The 19,028-nt window shown below is 63.6% G+C and carries 22 protein-coding genes and 1 pseudogene; 7 read left to right on the forward strand and 16 right to left on the reverse strand.

The genetic code is table 11. The features are described 5' to 3' along the window. Positions 1 to 47: 47 nt before the first annotated feature. The 15 genes and pseudogenes from DX905_RS12990 to DX905_RS13060 all read right to left on the reverse strand — a co-directional run bounded on the left by DX905_RS12990 (position 48) and on the right by DX905_RS13060 (position 13,145). Positions 48 to 524, reverse strand: coding sequence for an SH3 domain-containing protein (locus DX905_RS12990; protein WP_116091723.1), 477 nt, complete (start codon positions 522 to 524; stop codon positions 48 to 50). A 43-nt stretch (positions 525 to 567) separates the two neighbouring features. After that, positions 568 to 1,103, reverse strand: a pseudogene (locus tag DX905_RS12995) (redoxin family protein). Positions 1,104 to 1,187: 84 nt separating this feature from the next. Next, the gene (locus tag DX905_RS13000) at positions 1,188 to 1,943 is read right to left on the reverse strand and encodes an ABC transporter ATP-binding protein (RefSeq protein WP_162875610.1); all 756 of its coding nucleotides are present in this window, start codon (positions 1,941 to 1,943) and stop codon (positions 1,188 to 1,190) included. After that, positions 1,943 to 2,743 carry an MlaE family ABC transporter permease gene (locus tag DX905_RS13005; protein WP_116091725.1) on the reverse strand — a complete coding sequence of 267 codons (801 nt, stop codon included), beginning with the start codon at positions 2,741 to 2,743 and terminating at the stop codon, positions 1,943 to 1,945. The genes DX905_RS13000 and DX905_RS13005 overlap by 1 nt, the downstream gene beginning before the upstream one ends. 80 nt (positions 2,744 to 2,823) lie before the next feature. Next, positions 2,824 to 4,365, reverse strand: a complete 1,542-nt coding sequence (locus DX905_RS13010) for a M56 family metallopeptidase (protein WP_116091726.1) — start codon at positions 4,363 to 4,365, stop codon at positions 2,824 to 2,826. Continuing rightward, a complete protein-coding gene (locus DX905_RS13015) occupies positions 4,362 to 4,730 on the reverse strand; it encodes a BlaI/MecI/CopY family transcriptional regulator (protein WP_116091727.1) in 369 nt (122 codons plus the stop codon). The genes DX905_RS13010 and DX905_RS13015 overlap by 4 nt, the downstream gene beginning before the upstream one ends. A 58-nt stretch (positions 4,731 to 4,788) precedes the next feature. Next, complete coding sequence (locus tag DX905_RS13020; protein WP_116091728.1) at positions 4,789 to 5,940, reverse strand: DUF1501 domain-containing protein; 1,152 nt, start codon at positions 5,938 to 5,940, stop codon at positions 4,789 to 4,791. Positions 5,941 to 5,942: 2 nt separating this feature from the next. After that, a complete protein-coding gene (locus DX905_RS13025) occupies positions 5,943 to 7,433 on the reverse strand; it encodes a DUF1800 domain-containing protein (protein ID WP_116091729.1) in 1,491 nt (496 codons plus the stop codon). Between the two features lie 52 nt (positions 7,434 to 7,485). Further along, positions 7,486 to 7,935 (reverse strand): periplasmic heavy metal sensor, encoded by a 450-nt coding sequence (locus tag DX905_RS13030; protein WP_116091730.1) that lies wholly within the window; start codon positions 7,933 to 7,935, stop codon positions 7,486 to 7,488. Continuing rightward, entirely contained in the window at positions 7,932 to 8,357 is a 426-nt protein-coding gene (locus DX905_RS13035) for a hypothetical protein (protein WP_162875611.1), read from the reverse strand. Before DX905_RS13035 ends, DX905_RS13030 begins: the two co-directional genes overlap by 4 nt. Beyond that, a complete protein-coding gene (locus DX905_RS13040; protein ID WP_116091732.1) occupies positions 8,350 to 8,895 on the reverse strand; it encodes an RNA polymerase sigma factor in 546 nt (181 codons plus the stop codon). The genes DX905_RS13035 and DX905_RS13040 overlap by 8 nt, the downstream gene beginning before the upstream one ends. 35 nt (positions 8,896 to 8,930) lie before the next feature. Beyond that, a complete protein-coding gene (locus tag DX905_RS13045; RefSeq protein WP_116091733.1) occupies positions 8,931 to 9,353 on the reverse strand; it encodes an EF-hand domain-containing protein in 423 nt (140 codons plus the stop codon). 98 nt (positions 9,354 to 9,451) lie between these two features. Next, a complete protein-coding gene (locus DX905_RS13050; RefSeq protein WP_116091734.1) occupies positions 9,452 to 10,162 on the reverse strand; it encodes a hemerythrin domain-containing protein in 711 nt (236 codons plus the stop codon). 74 nt (positions 10,163 to 10,236) lie between these two features. Continuing rightward, positions 10,237 to 12,276 (reverse strand): NAD(+) synthase, encoded by a 2,040-nt coding sequence (locus tag DX905_RS13055; protein ID WP_116091735.1) that lies wholly within the window; start codon positions 12,274 to 12,276, stop codon positions 10,237 to 10,239. A 356-nt stretch (positions 12,277 to 12,632) separates the two neighbouring features. Next, positions 12,633 to 13,145, reverse strand: a complete 513-nt coding sequence (locus DX905_RS13060) for a methionyl-tRNA formyltransferase-like protein (RefSeq protein ID WP_116091736.1) — start codon at positions 13,143 to 13,145, stop codon at positions 12,633 to 12,635. A 92-nt stretch (positions 13,146 to 13,237) separates the two neighbouring features. Here DX905_RS13060 and DX905_RS13065 point away from each other — a divergent pair, with 92 nt between their 5' ends. Genes DX905_RS13065 through DX905_RS13090 form a run of 6 tightly spaced genes read left to right on the forward strand, consistent with a single transcriptional unit; the run spans position 13,238 to position 17,724 of the window. Next, positions 13,238 to 13,552 (forward strand): hypothetical protein, encoded by a 315-nt coding sequence (locus tag DX905_RS13065; protein WP_116091737.1) that lies wholly within the window; start codon positions 13,238 to 13,240, stop codon positions 13,550 to 13,552. Further along, positions 13,549 to 13,914 (forward strand): helix-turn-helix domain-containing protein, encoded by a 366-nt coding sequence (locus tag DX905_RS13070; protein WP_116091738.1) that lies wholly within the window; start codon positions 13,549 to 13,551, stop codon positions 13,912 to 13,914. The genes DX905_RS13065 and DX905_RS13070 overlap by 4 nt, the downstream gene beginning before the upstream one ends. Next, positions 13,911 to 14,798, forward strand: coding sequence for an ImmA/IrrE family metallo-endopeptidase (locus DX905_RS13075; RefSeq protein WP_116091739.1), 888 nt, complete (start codon positions 13,911 to 13,913; stop codon positions 14,796 to 14,798). The genes DX905_RS13070 and DX905_RS13075 overlap by 4 nt, the downstream gene beginning before the upstream one ends. Positions 14,799 to 14,847: 49 nt before the next feature. Beyond that, positions 14,848 to 15,645: a thymidylate synthase family protein gene (locus tag DX905_RS13080; protein ID WP_240320844.1), complete on the forward strand. Its 798-nt coding sequence runs from the start codon at positions 14,848 to 14,850 to the stop codon at positions 15,643 to 15,645. A 6-nt stretch (positions 15,646 to 15,651) separates the two neighbouring features. Then, a complete protein-coding gene (locus DX905_RS13085; RefSeq protein WP_116091740.1) occupies positions 15,652 to 16,818 on the forward strand; it encodes a nucleotide kinase domain-containing protein in 1,167 nt (388 codons plus the stop codon). Positions 16,819 to 16,833: 15 nt separating this feature from the next. After that, positions 16,834 to 17,724, forward strand: coding sequence for a nucleoside triphosphate pyrophosphohydrolase family protein (locus tag DX905_RS13090; RefSeq protein ID WP_116091741.1), 891 nt, complete (start codon positions 16,834 to 16,836; stop codon positions 17,722 to 17,724). On the opposite strand, the gene acpS is transcribed toward DX905_RS13090, so the two are convergent. Continuing rightward, positions 17,706 to 18,101, reverse strand: a complete 396-nt coding sequence (gene acpS, locus DX905_RS13095; protein WP_116091742.1) for a holo-ACP synthase — start codon at positions 18,099 to 18,101, stop codon at positions 17,706 to 17,708. The genes DX905_RS13090 and acpS overlap by 19 nt on opposite strands. 85 nt (positions 18,102 to 18,186) lie before the next feature. Between acpS and DX905_RS13100 the strand changes: the two genes are divergently transcribed. Continuing rightward, positions 18,187 to 19,023: a dCTP deaminase domain-containing protein gene (locus tag DX905_RS13100; protein ID WP_240320845.1), complete on the forward strand. Its 837-nt coding sequence runs from the start codon at positions 18,187 to 18,189 to the stop codon at positions 19,021 to 19,023. Positions 19,024 to 19,028 lie beyond the last annotated feature (5 nt).

A 19,028-nucleotide genomic window follows, 5' to 3' on the forward strand; every position in this document is an offset into this window, starting at 1 on the left:
CGTGAATGATGGCCCCGCCGCTCCCCGGAGCGGCGGGGCTTTTCATGTCAGGGAAGGCGTTCGTTGGGGTCGAGGCCCCAAAGCGCCGCCTGCTCGATGAAGCCGGTCTTCTCGCCGATTTGAATGCGGCAATATTGGCCATCGCATTTGGAGATGCGGCCGACCACGCCCGGCTCCGCTTGCCACAGCAAGGGCGCGCCGGCGCTTGGCTCGGCACGGATCGGGCGCAAGCTGCCGATGACCACGGCCGTGCGCCGCGCGGCGAGCAGGCTGGCCAGCATCCAGCCGGCACTGCCGTCTTGTTCCTGCACACGCCGCCACGGCCCCATCACCTGCACCACCCGGATCGGCAGATCGCGGCGCTTGTAGAGCCATAGGGCAGGGTAGGAGCGGTCGGGCCCGGTCCGCATCAGCGCCTGGCCGGCCGAAATCGACGCCCAATAAGGCAGCGGGCGTTCCTGGGCGGCCGCGGGGGCGGCAACGATCAGGCTGAGGGCGGCGGCGAAGCGGATCGAGCGGAGCATGGCCCGCTCTTACATTCTCACCTTGGGATCGGAAAGCCGCCGCTCAGCGCGGCTTTGCTTCCAGCCAGGCCAGCACCTTGTCGGGCGCGCTCTCGCCATAAGGGTTTTCGTCGGTGCCCTCATCATTGATGCCGGGCTCTTCGAACCAGGCGGAGATTAGGCCGTCGTCCACGACCATGGCGTAGCGCCACGATCGTTGACCGAAACCGAGATGATCCTTCTTGACCAGCATGCCCATCCGGCGCGTGAAGGCGCCCGAGCCGTCGGGCACGAGCTTTACCTTCTCGAGGCCCAGATTCTTGCCCCACTGGAACATCACGAACGCATCGTTGACCGACAGACAATAAACCTCGTCGGCACCCGCAGCGCGCAGATTGTCATATTCGCGCTCGAAAGCGGGGCATTGCTCGGTCGAGCAGGTCGGGGTGAAGGCGCCCGGCAGTGCGAACACCACTACCCGGCCGCGACCGAACATCTCACCCGTCTGGCGTCCTGCCAGCGAAATGGATTGGGGCCATCCACGCTTTCATCGCGGACGCGCGTCTTCAAAGTGACGTCGGGGATTGCACGGCCGATCATAGATTACTCCGGAACTGTCAAAGGCCGCCTAGCGGCCGGTTCGTCATCGAAGAAACCGAGCTTCTCAGTCTCTGTGATCGATGCTTACTGGATCGGGCCTTCCGCGCGTCCCTGCACGAACTGATCCACATAGGGGTTGCCGCTGTCATACAGACGGTCTCGTGGCCCCACCCACACGATCTTGCCCTGGTACAGCATGGCAACCCGGTGCGCGATCTTGCGGGCGGAGGCCATGTCGTGGGTGATCGTCAACGCGGTCACGCCGAGATCGTCGACCAGGCTTACGATCAGATCGTTGATGACGTCGGCGCGGATCGGATCGAGGCCGGTGGTTGGCTCGTCGAAGAAGATGATTTCCGGCCGCGGCGCGATTGCACGCGCCAGCGCGACACGCTTCTGCATGCCGCCCGACAATTCGCTCGGGCGCAGGTTGAGAACCCTGGCGTCCAATCCGACCCGCTCTAGATTCTCCTGCGCAATGGCCCGCATCCTCGCGCCATTGACCGCGCGGCCCTGGGTCAGGCCGAAGGTGACGTTGCGCCAGATCGGCAGCGAATCGAACAAGGCCGAGCCCTGAAACAGCATGCCGAACTTGGCGCGCATCTTATCGAGCGCGGCGCCGCGTAATCCGACGACCTCGTTACCGTCCACCTTGATCGAGCCGCTGTCCGGCGCGAGCAGGCCGAGGATACATTTCAGCGTAACCGACTTGCCGCTGCCCGACTGGCCGATGATGGCGAGGCTCTCTCCGGGCTCGATCGCGAGGTTCACGCCATCCAGCACGACGTTCCCGCCGAATTGCTTAGTGACATTGTCCAGCAATATCTTGGCGTCGGGCATCAGCCGAATACCATCGCGGTAATCAGGAAATTGGACCCGAGGATCAGCATGAAGGCGCTGACGACAGCATTGCGCGTCGCATTGCCAACCCCGGCTGCGCCACCGATCGTGCGATAGCCGTGATAGCAGCCCATCAGCGCGATGAAGAAGCCGAAGACGCCAGCCTTGACCATGGCCATCTGGAAATCGTCGAAGCTCATATATTTGCGGGTCACCGCGAGGTAACCGGACGAATTGAAATGAAGCTTTTGCACGGCGAGCAGCCAGCCGCCGAAGATGCCGATCGCATTGGCGGCAAGCACCATCAGCGGCAAGGCGACTACGGCCGCGATCAGGCGCGGCGCGATCAGATAACGATAGCTATCAGTGCGTAACGTCGTCAGCGCATCCAACTGCTCGGTGACGCGCATCGTTCCGATCTCGGCAGCCATCGCCGAGGAAACGCGACCGGCGACCATCAGGCCGACCAGCACCGGCCCGAGTTCGCGCACCATCCCGATCACGACAACGGCAGGTACCGTAGACTGGGCGGAGAAACGCGATCCGGCAGTATATATTTGCTGCGCGAGAGCGGCTCCGGTGAAGATCGCGGTCAATCCGACTACCGGCAGTGAGAACCAGCCGATATGGGCCAGCTGCTCAAGAAAGCGCGCGGGATAATAAGGCGGCAATGCCGCACGCGCGATCGTGCGGCCGGCAAACATGGCTACCCGCCCGATCGCCGCAAACATGGCAATGACGGCGCGGCCGACGGCCGTGAACGGCGCGAGCAAGGTTACGGCGGGTTTGGTGGCGGCCATCGGTGACCCGCTGATAGCGGCGCGAGGCGGGGGCGGGCAACCCTATCCGGCACGGCCGGTCGAATTGCCCGCGATTATTCCTAGCGGTTGGTGCGGCGGGCAGATTCGGACCGGGCCCGCTGGATCGCAGCCAGTGCGCGAGCCCGATCTGCGTTCGAGAGATCCTGGGCGTCACGGATCTCATCGGCCGCTTCGCGTAGTGCGTCCTGCACCTCGCGGTTAATCTCGGCCATATCGACACAGCCTGCGGCGAGACGGCTGATCGCCTCATTGTCGGTCTCGTTCGCCGGACCGGGCCGCGCATGCGTGCATTCACGGGCCAGTTCGGCCCGCGCCTGGGCCATGGCTTCGCGCGTGATCGCGGCAACATCGATATTGGCGACCGCTCGGCGTGCCTCTTCGGACGCCTGACGCGCCGTCTCTGTAATCTGCCTGATCTGCGCCGCTGACATTGGCGAAGGCGGGACGGGCGGCACCGGCGCCAAAGGTGCGAGCGGCGCCAGCGGGGCCTGCGGCGCAACCGGAGCTACGGGCGCAACAGGAGCGACGGGGGCAACGGGCGCCGCCAGATCGTCGTCCGCATCGCGATAGGCCGGATTGGCGACGACGCGCGCAGTACGGTCGGCGACAACGATTCCCTGTGCTGGCGAGCTCGCTTGGGCCTGGAACAGCGGGCGGACCGAGACCGGTGCGACTTTACTTGGTGCAGCGATGCTGCCGGATGCGGTAAGACCCAAGCCTACGCCGACCAGAATGACAGCCAGGCTGGCACCAGCGATGCGGAGCGCCCGGCTACGCGTGGAATGGGCGATCATTTTCATTCTCCTCTTGAGCTGGGTTGCCGGCCCCAGCGCGCAGGCGCCTGCAGGCATTCCGGCGCGCGCCGACTTGATCAGGGCTCGGCCATAATCAGACCGCGCGTCAGGCGCCGCCCCGAGGACCGTCGCGTCGCAGGCAAGCTCCTGATCGGCGCGGAACGCGCGATAGGCGAGATGCGCGATCGGATTGAACCAGTGCAGCGCGAGCATCACCAGGGCCGCGCTGTTGGCGATAAGATCGCCACGGCGATGGTGGGCGAGCTCATGTTCCAGCGCCAGCTGCTGCTCCGCGCCGTTATATCGATGTTCGAAATCCTGGGGCAGCAGGATGTGGCGGTGGAAGATGCCGGCGGCGAGCGGACCGGAGACGACCGGGCTCAGCCGGACCTTGATGCTGCCGCGACGAAAGCCCGGCGCGGCATTTTCCAGCGCGATGCTCATGAAGCGATGATGTCGGCCAAGCTGCCAGGCGAGGTAGACGGCCGCCCCGCCGAACCAGACGACCAGCGCGACCGTCAGCCAATTGACGCCCGGCTGCGCGGCCGCCCCGGCGAGGGTTGCGGCGGCGGGCGGCGGGGCGGTGGCCGCCGCCACCAGCTTGGATATATCGAAATGGATCGGCACCGCCCGCACTGGTTCGGCGGCCTGGGGCATGCGCGGCAGGATCATGCGCAACGCGGGCAGCAGCCAAAGCAGGTAAGCGGCATGCGCGCCGAAGCGCGCGGCAACGGGACCGCGTAACGCGAGAACCACCAGCATTAATAGGGTCGAGGCCGCGAGCGCCTCAATCGTCCAGCCGATCATGCCTTCAGATCCTTCAGTAGAGCCTCGAGTTCGGCAATGTCCTGAGCGGTCAGGCCGTCTCCCGCGGCGAGATGCGCGACCAGCGGCGCGGCACGTCCGCCAAACAGCCGGTCGGCCAGTCGACGGGTTTCACGCACTGCATAATCCGCGCGCTCGACGGCCGGCCGATACAGGTAGCGGCGGCCGTCCTCCTCGTGGACCAGTGCCCCTTTGGTGAGCAGACGTCCCAACATCGTCTTGACGGTGCGTTCGCTCCATCCGCGCGCGTCCGGAATGCGTTCGGCAACTTCGGTGGCGGTGAGCGGGGCCTCGGCCCACAGCACCTCCATCACCGCTTGCTCGCCTTCGCTGATTCGTTCTGCCACGTGATTCTCCGATTACAGGCGTAGTCCTATATGACTACATCCGTAATCGTCAAGCGGCTTAGCTGTGGACCAAACCCTCGATACGGCTCTCGCCCGAGCCGGCCGGAAACAAGGTTCGGGCAGCGCGCGCGGGATCGAGCCCGAAACTTTCCGCCGCGGCGGCCGCTATTACGGAGTCGAGTCCGATGGTCGGCTTGAGGTCACGCTCCTCGTAGAGGGCGTTTTGCGCGAGACCCGGCCAATCGGCCAATATCCGTCCGCCTTTGACGGCGCCGCCGAACAGCATTGCGACCGAGGCCGTACCATGATCGGTACCACCGGTGCCGTTGACGGCGGCCGTGCGGCCGAACTCGGTCGCCACCAGCACCACGGTCTGGTCCCAGATCGGGCCAAGGCTGTCGCGCATGGCGGCAAGCATCGTGTCGAGCGCCGTCAACTGCGCGGTCAGACGATATTGCTGGCCGGTATGGGTATCCCACCCCCCCGTTTCGAGCATGGCAATGCGGGGGCCGTCGGGCTTCGAAAGAAAGGTCGCAGCCAGTTTGCCCAGATCTTCGGGCTTCTGCCCGCGATTCTCGGTTCCGGCCATGCCACGCGCGGATAAGGCTGCGTCCCACATGCCGTGGAGCTGCGCGTCGGCCTGATACATGCGCCCGACGCGGGCAAGCAGGTCGTCGGTCGGCTGGGGTAAGGCGGACGGTGCGAACGAGGTGACCTCCGCAGGACCGCGGAGCGCCGGTGGTACGGTCGACGCGAAGGCGATCGCCTCGTCCTTGGTTTGCGGCAACAGGCTAACGAGTCGGTTCATCCAGCCGTCGCGCTGGGCATAGGGGGTGGTGCCGCCGGTCTCGAGCACATTCTGGCCGTCGAAATGCGAGCGGTCGCGGTAGGGCGAGGCGGTGGCGTGCACGAACAAGGCCTGACCGCGGGCAAACATCTTGCCCGTCTCGACCATCGCCGGGTTGAGCGCGAAGTGGCCGTCGAGCTTGATGGCGCTTGCCGGGTCGATCGCGAGTTCGCGCCGCAGCCCCGCATAAGCCGCGTCGCCATAGGGAATGACGGTGTTGAGACCGTCGGCGGCACCACGCTGGATAATGAAGATGAAGCGCCGGTCACCCGGCACGTTCGCGAAAGCGATGTGCGGGCTGACGAGGATCGCGCCGGCGCCCGCGGCGGCGAAGCGCAGGAATTGGCGACGGGGGAGGATCATGGTCATCTCCGCTGGAATTCAGGGCTGACGAGCAGCAAGGCGAGCGCGGTCGGGCCGCTTTCCGCCTGGGCCAAGGCGGCGGCAGTCGCAGGCGTGACCTGTCCCGGCAGCAGCCTGGGGGCAAGATCGCGCGCATCGACCTGCCCGCCTGCGGCCGCGGCGAAGCGCTGCGCCAGCTCGACGCGACGCATGAGTGCGTCCGGCGCGGCCCAGCTGGCCGACAGATCGTCATAGCCGGCAGGCGAGCCTGGCTTCCATATCGGCTGACCGAGCTGATTGAGCATCGATGACGCGTCCATCTTGCCCAGATCCCGCCGGCCCAGCGCGCGTAGCGAAGACACCGTCCAATCCCACGGCGTCTTGAATTTCCGCGCACCGGGCGTCCATGCCTCGGGCGCATCGATCAGGACGCGATAGACCGCGGGCAGACCGCCGCGGCTGGACACAAAAGCGCGGCTCATTCGATCGATCAGGGCCGGCGGCGGGTCATCGGCGACGAAGTGGCGCGCCAGTTTGGTCGAGATGTGCCGCGCGGTGGCTGGCGAGGTGGCAAGATCGTGCAATACCGCGCGCGCCTGCGCCTCGCCGCTTTGCGCGTAAGTCTTGCCGATGATGGCGCGGCTGCCCGGCTCGTGAATGCCGGAACGAAACATGAAGGCGCCGAGTTCGACATTATCCTGCGCCGCCATCGGGCCAAGTCCGCCGACGCTCCAGCCGGTCATCGCGCGGGCGAACTCCGTCACGTCGGCCTGGCTGTAGCCGGTACGGACTCCCAGCGTATGTAGCTCCATGATCTCACGCGCGAGATTTTCGTTGAGGCCCGTTTTCCGGTTGGGTTGCCGCAGCGCCGCGCGGGCGCCGAACGGGCTGTTCGGCCCGACCGAGCGAAACTGATCGAGATAATAGAGCATCGCCGGATGCTGCTCGACGGCGATCAACATATCCTCGAACCGGCCCAGGATGTGGGGGCGGATCGCGGTCAGTTCGAAATCGGCAGCGTAGATGCCGACTTGCGGCTTTTCGACCGACAGCGCGAAATGATTGGACCAGAAGCTCGCCAGCCGCTCGGCGAATGGTGCGTCCGTCGTGAGCGCATTTCGCATGCGGGCATTGACCGCAAGGCGGTAGGTATCGCGCACCTCGACGTTGAGCGCTTGCCGGCGTTCCTGCCGCTGCAGCTTGGCCCGCATGTCGTCAGCCATCGCAACGGGAGGTGGAGCCGGCGGCATTGCGGGCGGGGGCGTCGGTGCGGGCATTGCAGGCGCAGCCGCCGCGCCCATTTTCTTGATAAGCTCGCCCACCTCCTGAAAGTACGCGCGGGCGAGACTACCGGGCGGAGGCAGAGCGGCGAAGGCGGCGGGTTTGACTTCGAAGCGGTCGAACTGATCGAGCAGCCATTTCTTGGGGTTGGCCGGCGGCGCGTCGTCCGGGCGAACGCCCAGCCCGAAGCGATTGAGGGCGATCGCCTGCGCCTGGAGATTGCTGAGCGACATACCAAAACTCCGTCGTGCCACTCTTCAACGCGCGGCAGCAGGAAAGCTGTCGCTATCGGTGCCGCGGCTGCCGCAACGGCCCGGTCTTGAGCGCTTCCGCCAGTTTCTGCCGTTCGCTTTGCGGCAAGGTGCCGGCGAATTGAACGACACGATTCTCGAGACTTGCCCGCAGCGCCATGTCGGCTGTCCGGGCGCGATCGAGCTGCGCGGCGATGGCGTTGGCATCATAGGCGGGCTGCACGAACAGGTGTGCGGCTTCGGCCCGCGCCGCGCGGCCCGCCTGCACCGCCGACGATGCGTTTCGCACGGTGTCACGGATTGCAGCGCGCAATGCATCGCCGTCGCGTTCGGGCAGGGCTTGCGCCGCGCGCGCGCGCCAGCCGCCGCGTGGGGTGAACCCCGGGCCATGCGTCCAATGCCAGACGCTGCCGGCGATGGCGCCGAACAGGAAGATGTTCACGAACAGGCTGACGATCAGCAAGATGGTGGGCCAGCGCTTCATTGCGCAATCTCCTCCGAAGGATCGTCGTAGCCGGGTAGATCGTCATGGGGATGCTCGAAGGCCTCGCCATGTACCACGGGTTCGAGCACGGCGGCGGCTGCGGATCCCGCAACGATGCCGGCCGCAGCCGCCAGCGCGAAGGCGGGGCCGCTCCACCACAGGCGTATGCGCCTGATAAACGGACCGCGGGTAGGCGCACCCTCCAAGACCATTGCCCGCAGCGTGCGCGACGGTTCGGCGACCCGGTGAGCGAACAGGAGTGTGTCGAGGCCGTCGGCTTCGGCGAGCAGGGCGGCGGCGCGCGGATCGCTTCTCGCGAGCGCCTCGGCGGCGTCGCGCTCCCCCTCAGGCCAGCGGCTCGGCGTTGCGCCATATGCGGCTACCAGCGCTTCGAAGCGGGCAAACTCCATCCGGTCAGTCATCGGCTTGCTCCAGCCTCGCCTTGAGCGCGCGCCGCCCGCGCGCCAGCAGGCTCTCCAGAGCGTCGATGCCGATGCCCATCAAGGCGGCGGCGTCGCGATTGGGGAGCTCCTGATAATAGGTCAGCACGATCGCCTCGCGCTGGCGCGGAGCGAGCGCGGCGAGTGCCTGTCCCAGGGCATCGCTTTGCGCCTGTGCGTCGAGCGCGGCATCGGCATTGGGGCTGGGATCCGCCGTGTCCCAATGCGGGGGCAATGGTATCTCGCGCCGCTTGCGCAGGCGATCGGTACAGAGGTTGAGCGCGACGCGATGCATCCAGGTGTCGAATTTGGCCGCGCCCGGGCGCCAGGCGCCTGCGCTGCGCCAGACGCGTACGAACACCTCCTGGACGACGTCCTCGGCCTCGCCGCGATCGTTCAGCAACCGCATCGCGAGGGCGGTCATGCGGGGTAGTTTGCGCGCGACCAATGTTTCGATCGCATGCGCGTCGCCCTCGCCAACCCGGCGGACCAATTCTCCGTCGGGATCGTCCAGGCTCAATCGCTATGCCTCCGCCCGTCATCGCACCGGCGCGGTCATTGCTGCGGCGCGGTCGTGCCCCGCATAGCGTGTCGCTCGTCCGCCGTCAGCGTCCCGTCGTGATTGGCGTCGCGGCGGGCGAAGCGCTTGGCGATCATCGCGTCGATCTCGGACGGGTCGAGATAGCCATCCTTGTTGGCGTCGAGCCGCGTGAACATGCGCGATGGGTCGCGCCGCCTGGCGGGAGCGGCGTCGGCATCGACGTCGGCGCCTCCGCCGTGGCGGGCGCCGGCCATCTGCTCGGCGCGGGCGGCGAACTCCGCCTGGCTGATGCGGCCGTCATGATCGGCGTCGAGCATCATCATGCGGCCGCGCGCCCTGGCTGCGAAGTCGTCGAAGGTGCCGGAGGCCGGGGGTGCCTGGGCGACGGCGGCGGTGGCGAGGCCCGCCAGGGAGAGGGCGAGGAGGGATCGGGTCATGGGAGCTCCGCTTGCGAACAATGCCGCTTTAACGGAGCTCCCACCGTAACCCGTCGCTCAGGGTCGGCGGCCCCGGCGGATACCGGGGCCGGGCCGAGTCAGGCGATCTTGAGGCCTTCCTTGTTCATCGCCGCGGTCAGCTCCTTGTTCTTCTCGGGGCTGAGCTTGGCCTTCAGCATCGGGAAGAGGCTCGTCTCCTCCTCGCGCATATGCTTCTCGATATCGGCGCGGAACTGGCGGACCTTGGCGATCCAGCCGAGCGAATCCTTGGGCATGACCGTCAGATCGTAGAGATACTGCTTCACATAGCCGTGATCGTTGTTGAGATGATCGGCGGCCTCGGCCTCGCCGGCATCGCGCATCGCCGGATAGATGGTGTTCTCCTCCTCCAGCGCATGCTTGGCCAGCATATGCTTGAGGTTCATCAGCAGGGTGCTGCGCTTGGTGGTGTTCTTCTCGGTCGTCGCCTCGATCGCGTCGAACACCTTGAGCGTCAGCTCATGCTCGGCCTTGAGCGCCTGGTCCCATTCGCCGGCGAAGTAGGTCGGCGACTGGACGGCGAGCTTGCGGGCGACATTGGCGGCAAGCCCGACCGCGAGGCCGGCCGCGCCGGCGGCGAGCATCTGGCCGGTGCTGGCGCCGGAGTCATTGCGCGCCGGCGACTTGCGCGCGGGGCGCTTGGCGGAGCCGGTCTTGGCCGAGGCTTCCTTCTCGAAACGGCCGTCCTCGTCGCGGGCTTCGGCCCGGGCATTGGCGGAACGCTTGGCGGAAGTGGTGCGGGCTCGGCTTGCGGTCGGGGTCGTGGCCATGACATTGCTCCATTGCAAAGGCGCGTGGGGGCTGCGCCGATCGGAGCGTTCAACGCGTAAAGCGCGGAAAGTTCTCACTTCCCTCGCAATTCGTCGAGCCAGAGGTTGGCGACCCCGTCCGACGGCGCCCGCCAATCGCCGCGCGGCGACAGGCTGGCGGCGGCCGAGACCTTGGGCCCGTTGGGGATGGCCGAGCGCTTGAACTGGCTGATCTGAAAGAAGCGGAACAGGAAGATTTCGAGCCACTTGCGGATCGCGTCGAGATCGTAGCTGTTGCGGCCCTCCGCGGGGAAATCGAGCGGCCATTCGCCCGCATCCGCATCCTTCCAGGCATGCCAGGCGAGGAAGGCGATCTTGGTCGGCGCGAGGCCGTGGCGGACGGTGTAATGAAGGAAGAAATCGTGCAGCTCGTAGGGGCCGATCTTCGACTGCGTGCTCTGGATCGCGCCGGACGCATCGGCCGGCACCAGCTCCGGCGAGATCTCCGTGCCGAGGATATCGGTGAGGATGCGGTCGGTCTCGGCGTCGAACTGGCTCGATTTGACCGCCCAGCGGATGAGGAACTGGATCAGCGTCTTGGGCACGCCAGCATTGACGGCATAATGGCTCATCTGATCGCCGACGCCATAGGTGCACCAGCCCAGCGCCAGTTCGGACAGGTCGCCGGTGCCGACGACGAAGCCGTCGCGCTGATTGGCGAGGCGGAACAGATAATCGGTGCGCAGGCCCGCCTGCACATTTTCGAACGTCACGTCATAGACCGGTTCGCCGCGCCCGAACGGATGATCCATGTCCTTGAGCATCTGCGTCGCGGCGGGGCGGATATCGATCTCCGCGCCGGTGATGCCGAGCGCGTTCATCAGTGCCCAGGCATTGCCTTTGGTCGTCTCGCCGGTGGCGAAGCCGGGCATGGTGAAGCCGAGGATGGAGGAGCGCGGCCGACCGATGCGGTCACACGCCTTGGCGGCGACGATCAGGGCATGGGTGGAATCGAGCCCGCCGGAAATGCCGATCACGAGATTGCTGCCGCCGGTCGCCTCCATGCGGCGGGCGAGGCCCTCGACCTGAATGTTGAAGGCTTCGTAGCAATCCTCGTCCAGCCGGTCGGGATCGGCGGGCACGAACGGGAAGCGGGGCACGACGCGCTTCAGGCCGATGTCGGCGAAGGCGCCCTGATGTTCGAAGGCGATGCGGCGGAAGCGCTGTTCGGGATCGCCGAAGGCGCGTGCGCTGTCGTTGAACGTGCCGAAGCGCATGCGCTGCTGGCGGATGCGGGCGACGTCGATGTCGGCGTAGATCAGCTCGGCCTCATGATCGAACCGGCCGGAGCGGGCGAGCTGATAGCCGAGCTCGTGGATCATCGCCTGGCCATCCCAGGCGAGATCGGTCGTGCTCTCGCCCGGCCCGGAGGCGGAATAGACATAGGCCGCGGTCGCGCGCGCCGATTGCGACGCGCCGTAGAGATCGCGCTCGCGCTCCTTGCCGACGACGATGTTGGAGGCGGACAGGTTGGTCAGGATCAGCGCGCCGGCGAGCGCGCCGAGCGAGGAGGGCGGGATCGGCGCCCAATAATCCTCGCAAATCTCGACGTGGAAGATGAAGTCGGCAAGATCGCTGGCGGCGAAGATCAGGTCCGGCCCGAACGGCACATTCTGTCCGGCGACGACGATATCGAGGCCGGCGAGGCCGACGCCCGGCGCGAACCAGCGCTTCTCATAATATTCGCGGTAATTGGGGAGGTAGCTTTTGGGCACCACGCCCAGCACCGCGCCGCGCGCGATCACCACCGCCGTATTGTAGAGCCGGCCGTTGCGGCGGAGCGCCGCGCCGACCAGCAGAACGGACTTGAGCTGCGCGCTCGCCGCGATCAGCGCGGCCAGCTCCGCCTCGACCCGGTCGAGCAAAGCCTCCTGCAGATGGAGATCGTCGATCGCGTAGGAGGACAGGCACAGTTCGGGATAGACGATGAGATCGGCACCCGCGGCATCGCCCTGGCGCGCGAGATCGAGGATCGAAGCGGCATTGGCGGCGACATCGCCCGCGCTCGCCGCCGGTGTGGCCGCCGCGACGCGGACCAGGCCCTGCGCGTGGATCGAGAAGAAGCGATCGGTCATGCGGCGCGATACCCTCTCCGTGCGGCGGGGTGTGAAAAAAAGTTGCTAGAAAGGCGAGGGGGTCGGGTCAATGTTTGGATCGAAGAGCCTTTTGGGGGGTAAAAACGAAAAAAACACAGAAACGAACTTAATGATTGGGGGTGGGAGGGTATGTAGCGGAGCTAGTTCCATGTGGAACATAGCAGGAACACGTGTGAGTTGTCAAGAGATAGGGCGGATTGGTCGACTATGCTGAGCGCCATCCCCGCCTTTCCGCAACACCATTGCAACATCGCGGAAGCTGACGTTGTCGCCAGCTCCGACCTGCAGCTCGAGCGGATGACTTCGGGTACTGGGCCGTAAGCGAGGGATTAAGTCTAGAGGAAAACAGCGGCCGACTGGGGAGCTTCGTGCGCCCAATATTCAATCGGACCGAGACCTTCCATGTCCTGGGCGACCTCCTGGATTTGCGCCAGGGTAGACAACGCGGCGTCGCCATAGATCAAGTAGATCGCGCGTTGATAGCCGAATTCGTTGACGAAGAATGACAGCGTTTCGAGATCTTTGATGATGCCTGCTTTGCCGGCGCGTTCGCACTTGACCTCAATCACAGCGAAGTTGCCGGCCATATAGCCAGGTCGATGCACGAGGAGATCGGGCTTGGGAAACCGATCGCGCAACTCGATCATTTTCGGGTGCCGAGCCTTGTCGACCTCTCCGTTAAGGTAAAACGGTGTTTGCGCCGGCCAACGCATACGCATCTGGTGATAGAGTTCATAGCAATAGACGCGCTCGCGGTAAATCGGATCGCCGCCATCGAGGTTCAGATAGAAATAGTCGGGAGCGATACCCGCGGTTGCTTGCTCAAGGATGGACGTAAGCTCTTCCATACGCGTTCATAGCGCGTCTCGCTGGGCGGTACAGGTCTTGACATAGCGGTTGGTAAGAATATCTTACTACCCGTAAGAGATGGAGAGTCGCGATGGACGCTAATTTGATCAAAGCTAAGCTGATCGAGGTGCTGCAGGCCGTGCAGTCACTGAGTGGCGAAGACTGTCCTGCTATAGATGGAGGTACGAAGCCTGCCGAGGCTCTGCCGAAATTCACAAGCAAGGTGTGGCCCGTCGCCGCTGGCATGCTCGGTATCGCGCTTGGCAAGTCCATTCCGTGCGAAGCCAATATCTTTGTCGATGACGATACGAAGGTGCCGCTCGCGATTAACCAGACCGTCGCGCTCGTTCTCAAGATCCTCGAAGCTCAGGAAGCTCAGGAAGCCGAAGAGGCCGATGCGGAATGAGCGACGCCCCCTCAGATAAGACAGCAACGATTCCAACACGCCTTCGCGCTGCGCGTGAAGCGGCCGGCCTCTCTCAGGGGCAGGTCGCGAAACTGATGAACATGCACCGCCCAACCATTTCGGAAATGGAGGCCGGAAATCGCCGGATCACCGCCGACGAACTCGCAAAGCTCTCTAATCTTTATGACACCAAGTTGTCTTGGCTGCTCGGCGACGCGCCCGAACGTGCCGCGACTGACGATCCCAAGCTTCAGCTGGCTGCCCGCGAACTAAGCAAACTCAAGCCCGATGACCTCGACCGTCTCCTGAAGCTCATCGCAGCAATGAAGTCTGACGATGACGAAAGGGAGCCTAACCCATGAAAGCGCTTGCTAAGACGATGATGTACAACCGCCGTGCCTTGGCAGACAAGGCCATGAAGGCAGCGATTACCGCGCGGCTGAAGGCCGGCAAGGACCTGGTCAGCCCGGTCTGCATCTATTCGATTGCAGAGGCGCATGGGGTTCGCGTGACCTTCAACGACATCAATATGGAGGGGATGTATCAGCGCGGCTCGCCCTCGCGCATCCATCTCTCCAGCAAGCGCCCACTGCCCCGCCGCGCCTACAATTGCGCGCATGAGCTTGGCCACCATTTGCTCGGTCATGGATCGTCGATCGACGAGTTGCGCGAAAACCAGCTGCAGCGCCCGTGGGATGTTCCCGAAGAATATAGCGCCGACACGTTCGCCGCCTATGCGCTGATGCCGACCCTGGGCCTGCGCAACGCCTTCGCTATCCGCGGGCTCAAGCCGGAAACCGCGACCCCGATCGAAATCTATCGCATCGCCTGCCAGTTCGGGATCGGCTACTCGACGCTGGTCACTCACCTTCTCTGGGGCGAGGCGATGATCAGCCATGCGCGCGCGGATGCGCTGCGCAAATTTACGCCGCGGGCGGTTCGCGCTCATATTCTGGGATCGTTGACGCTGAACCCGCTCATCGTCGCGGACGAGGCTTGGGGTGGCCACGCGATTGACGCGGAGGTTGGGCATCTGGTGCTGCTTCCTCCCGGCACGGTTGCGCACGGCGATGCCGTCGCTCCGGTCGCCGATCTGGTTGGTGGGCGCTTGTTCGAAGCGAAGCATCCGGGGCTGGTCCGCATTGACCGCCCGGGCACGGACTGGGCCGCTTTCGCGCGGGTTGCGCGCACCGCCTACGTCGGGCGCGCTGAGTTCCGCCATTTGGAGGATGAAGACGATGACTAAAGCAGTCCGATCGGACAACCCCGAGCCGCTGATGATCGCGGCTAAGAGCGTGTCCGAAGCCTATTCCAAGACGCTGCTTCACATACTTGAGCACCCGGGGAATGAGATCGCTCCGCTTGTCCTCACGATCGACGGTTTCGAGGAGGGGTACAACATCCCGGAAGACCCCAAGGTCCGCGCCACGCTCGATGCCCTTTTAGCCAAGAAGAAGAAGCGCGACGTCGAGGACGTTGCGTATACCATCTTCCCCCACAGGCTCTGGACGATGGCGCAGGGCGATCGCGCCAAGCTGTTCGAATTCTACAAAATGGCCTTTCCCTTCTATCGCGCTCAGAATCCCAAAGCTAATGGCAAGGGTCTCTATTTCGAACGGCTGATGATGTACGGTCGCGGCCCGTGCGAGGGGAATCAGTTGGAGTGGATTTTGAGTCGGTATGAAAGCCGTTCGGGCGTACGCCGGTCTATGTGGCAGGCGACCACCTTCGATCCCGCCCGCGATCATAGCGCGACTGCCCAGCTCGGTTTCCCCTGCCTTCAGCATGTGAGCTTCGTGCCGACCAAGGCAGGCCTGGTCACAAATGCCTTCTACGCTACGCAGCAGTTGTTCGATAAAGCCTATGGCAACTACCTCGGGCTCGCCCAGCTTGCTGCCTTCATGGCCCATGAAATGGGTATTCCGCTCGCGCGTCTCAACGTGACGATCGGTGTCGCGAAGCTGGAGCGGATCAGCAAGACGGACAGCGCGATGAAACCCTTGATCGAGGCGGCCCGCGCATGTGTGGCGCCGCCCGTTGGGGCAGCGCAGCGGCAGTCGCCGCCACTCCAACTCGCCCCACAGCCGGCCTGACGCGCTGTGACAAAGATCGGTACCGCGAGCGGTCGCAAGCGCGGCCGCCCTGCTAAGATTCCCACTGCGACGTCGCGAACCCTTCAGTTCGACTATCCCGCCGCGACTGCACCCGTAGCGCCGGTAATCGTTTCCAACCATCTTGCGCCAGCCAAGACGACTGCCGTCTATGACAGTTACTGGCGCTTCGCGGCCGAACGGCAGCGGGTATTCTACCGTCGTGCTCTAGGCAGCCCCTGGCCATGGACTGAAAACCCGGTGATGGCCGTCTATAAATTCACCAATGCCTATCGGGCGTCCGACCGGGTCAGCCAGTATCTAATCCGCAATGTGATCTACCGTGACGATCTGCCGGATGCGATCGATGAGGTTGTTTTCCGCATCCTGCTCTTTAAACTTTTCAACAAGATCGATACTTGGGAGAGGCTCGAAAAAACGCTCGGTCCAATCAGCTTCGCAGACTATCGGTTCGACCAATATGATGCGGTCCTGACCCGGGCTATGGCCCTGGGGCACCGGGTTTATTCGGCCGCGTATATCATGCCGCCGGGTGGCTCCGCATTCGGGTACAAAGCCAAGCATCAAAATCACCTCAAGCTCCTTGAAATGATGATGGCCCAGGCGCTGCCGGAGAAACTAGCGTCGGCGCGCACCATGCAAAAGGGTTTCGAGCTGTTGCGCGCCTACCCGACAATCGGGGATTTTCTCGCCTATCAGTTCGTCACCGACGTCAACTACAGCGAGGTGACGAACTTCTCCGAAATGGATTTCGTAATCCCGGGGCCGGGCGCGCGCGATGGTCTGCGTAAATGTTTCGCCGATACGGGCGGCCTGAGCGATGCTGAGCTGATCCGGTTGATGGTTGACCGGCAGGAGCAAGAATGTGCGCGGCTGGGTTTGGAATTCCCTTCGCTCTGGGGGCGGCCATTGCAGCTCATCGACTGTCAGAACCTGTTCTGCGAAGTCGATAAATATGCCCGGGTAGCTCATCCCGAAGCTGCGGGTCTGACAGGCCGCACGCGCATCAAGCAGAAGTTTGTCGCGCAGGCGCGTCCCATACAATTCTGGTATCCGCCAAAATGGGGTATCAATGATCGCATTGCCGCCGGTGCGGTGCCGAACGAAGCCTTTGAGGTATCTCGACCTGGCACTAACGCTCCAGAAAGCGCTTAGGTCGGGAGCATATCAATGGACCTCAAGACGTATCAGGCACAGGCGCTGCAGACTGATCAGGTGCCGGGAACAAGCGACGACGAGTCAGCCGCTGCCCTGATTGTGCCAATGCTTGGGTTAGCTGGCGAGACCGGACAGCTGCTCGGCGAGTATAAGAAACACCTCCGCGACGGCGCTGCGCACCGCTTGTTCAAGGACCGTGTCGGCGAGGAGTTGGGCGACCTTCTATGGTATATCGCGAATGTCGCGAGCAAGTTCGGGCTCGACCTCGATCAGATCGCCGAGAAGAACCTTGATAAGGTACGGGCGCGCTTTGCGCCAATGAGTGCACAGGCGCCAGAGCGTGATTCCGAGTTTCCCGATCTCGAGCGGCTGCCGCGCCATCTGCTCGTGCGGTTGGCCGAAGAGCCTGGCTCTTCTGGGTCGCGGCCGAAAGTCCGGATGACCATCAACGGCGAGGGCATTGGATCTCTACTAGGCGATAACGCCTATGATCCTGATGGCTATCGCTTCCACGACGTGTTTCATCTGGCTTACGCGGCGGTTCTCGGCTGGTCTCCGAATCTGCGGGCATTCCTGAAGCGCAAGCGCAAAAGCCGGCCATTGCTGGACGAGGTGGAAGATGGCGGCCGCGCTCGTATTATCGAAGAGGGCGTGTCTGCGTTGGCGTTCGACTATGCGCGAGTGCACAGTTTTCTGGAAGGCGTCACCGAGATCGACTACGGGTTGTTGCGTACGATCCAAAGCATGACTTCCCATTTAGAAGTCAGCGGAGCCACCGCCGCCGATTGGGAGCGCGCGATCCTTGAAGGGTTCGCGGTTTGGCGGCAGGTACTCCTCAACAACGGCGGCGATATTTCGGTCGATCTCAACGCGCGGTCCATTACCTACCTAGGTGCGGCCTGATCAGTAAAGCCGATAACGCTGGCCATCGCCATGTCACCCTCATGGCTGGTACTGACAAGCCATGAGGAGATGCCGAGCATTTCGGCACGCTGTTCTGCCGCGCCGTGGAGGACGACGGTTGGTGCGCCTGACGGCAGCGTCACGACCTCAATGCTGAGGAAGCCGACTCCAGCCGAGAAGCCCGTGCCAAGTGCTTTCATCACGGCTTCCTTGACGGCGAGCCGTCCCGACAAGCGCGCGGCGCGATCAGTTCCAGCTCCAACATCTTCCTGCTCCCGCGCCGTGAAGCATCTGGTCAGCAATTGATCAGTCGGATCAGTGAGCAGGCGCGTGGTGTGCGCGATATCGACCAGGTCGATGCCATGCGCGATGATCATACTGCCCGCTCGTTCATATTTCGACAAATCTCGAAGGTGGTTTGTCAGATTGATGTAGCAAATTCTGACAAACAGGAGAGGCGTAATGAATACGACGGGGTTCTGGAGTGGGGAAACGCTTGCCGCGCGCTTGCCGACGCTCATCACGCCATTCGACAAAGATCGCATAGATTGCTCAGCGTACACCTTGAGCATGGGTCGGGAGATTTATGTTTCTCCCAGCGATCAAGCTGAAGACCCAGAAAGCGTCACCATCCGCAAACTGGAGGATGGCGACGCATTCACCATCCCGCCAGGTCAGTTTGCGTTTCTACTGACCGAGGAAATCGTAGAGTTGCCCGACGATGCGTTGGGCTTCATATCGATCAAGGCGAAAATTAAGTGGCGTGGTCTGATCAATGTATCGGGATTCCATGTCGACGCTGGCTTCAAAGGTCGTTTGATCTTCGCTGTTTATAACGCGGGCCCGGTGCCGGTTCACCTCCGGCAGGGACAGCCAATGTTCCTCCTCTGGCTGGCGAGCCTTGATCGCCCAACGACATTGATCCGAAAGAATCCGGTCCAACTCTCATTTCCGGCAGACTTGATTCCTGGAATCTCTGGAGAGTTGCAATCGATCGCCGGCATCAACAAGAAAATCAAAGAGGTCGACAAGGACCTGACGAACCGTATCCACGCGGTCGAACGCGAACAAACCTACTATCGGATCATCGCGCTCATTTTGATGTTATTCGTCGGTGCGATGGTGACAAACTGGGTGCGCGAGGGTGGCTTGCGGCAACTGCTCGCGGCTCCAACAATTGGGCAAGATCAAGCGAATAAAACGATTTTCGCGCCGGACCTCAATTCGAATGGTGCAATCCCCCCGAATGCTGTGGATCCGCTTACAGACCCAACTGATACCGGTGGTGGTACGGAATAATGCAG

It is taken from the genome of Sphingomonas crusticola (assembly GCF_003391115.1).
Taxonomy (GTDB): Bacteria; Pseudomonadota; Alphaproteobacteria; order Sphingomonadales; family Sphingomonadaceae; genus Sphingomonas_I; species Sphingomonas_I crusticola.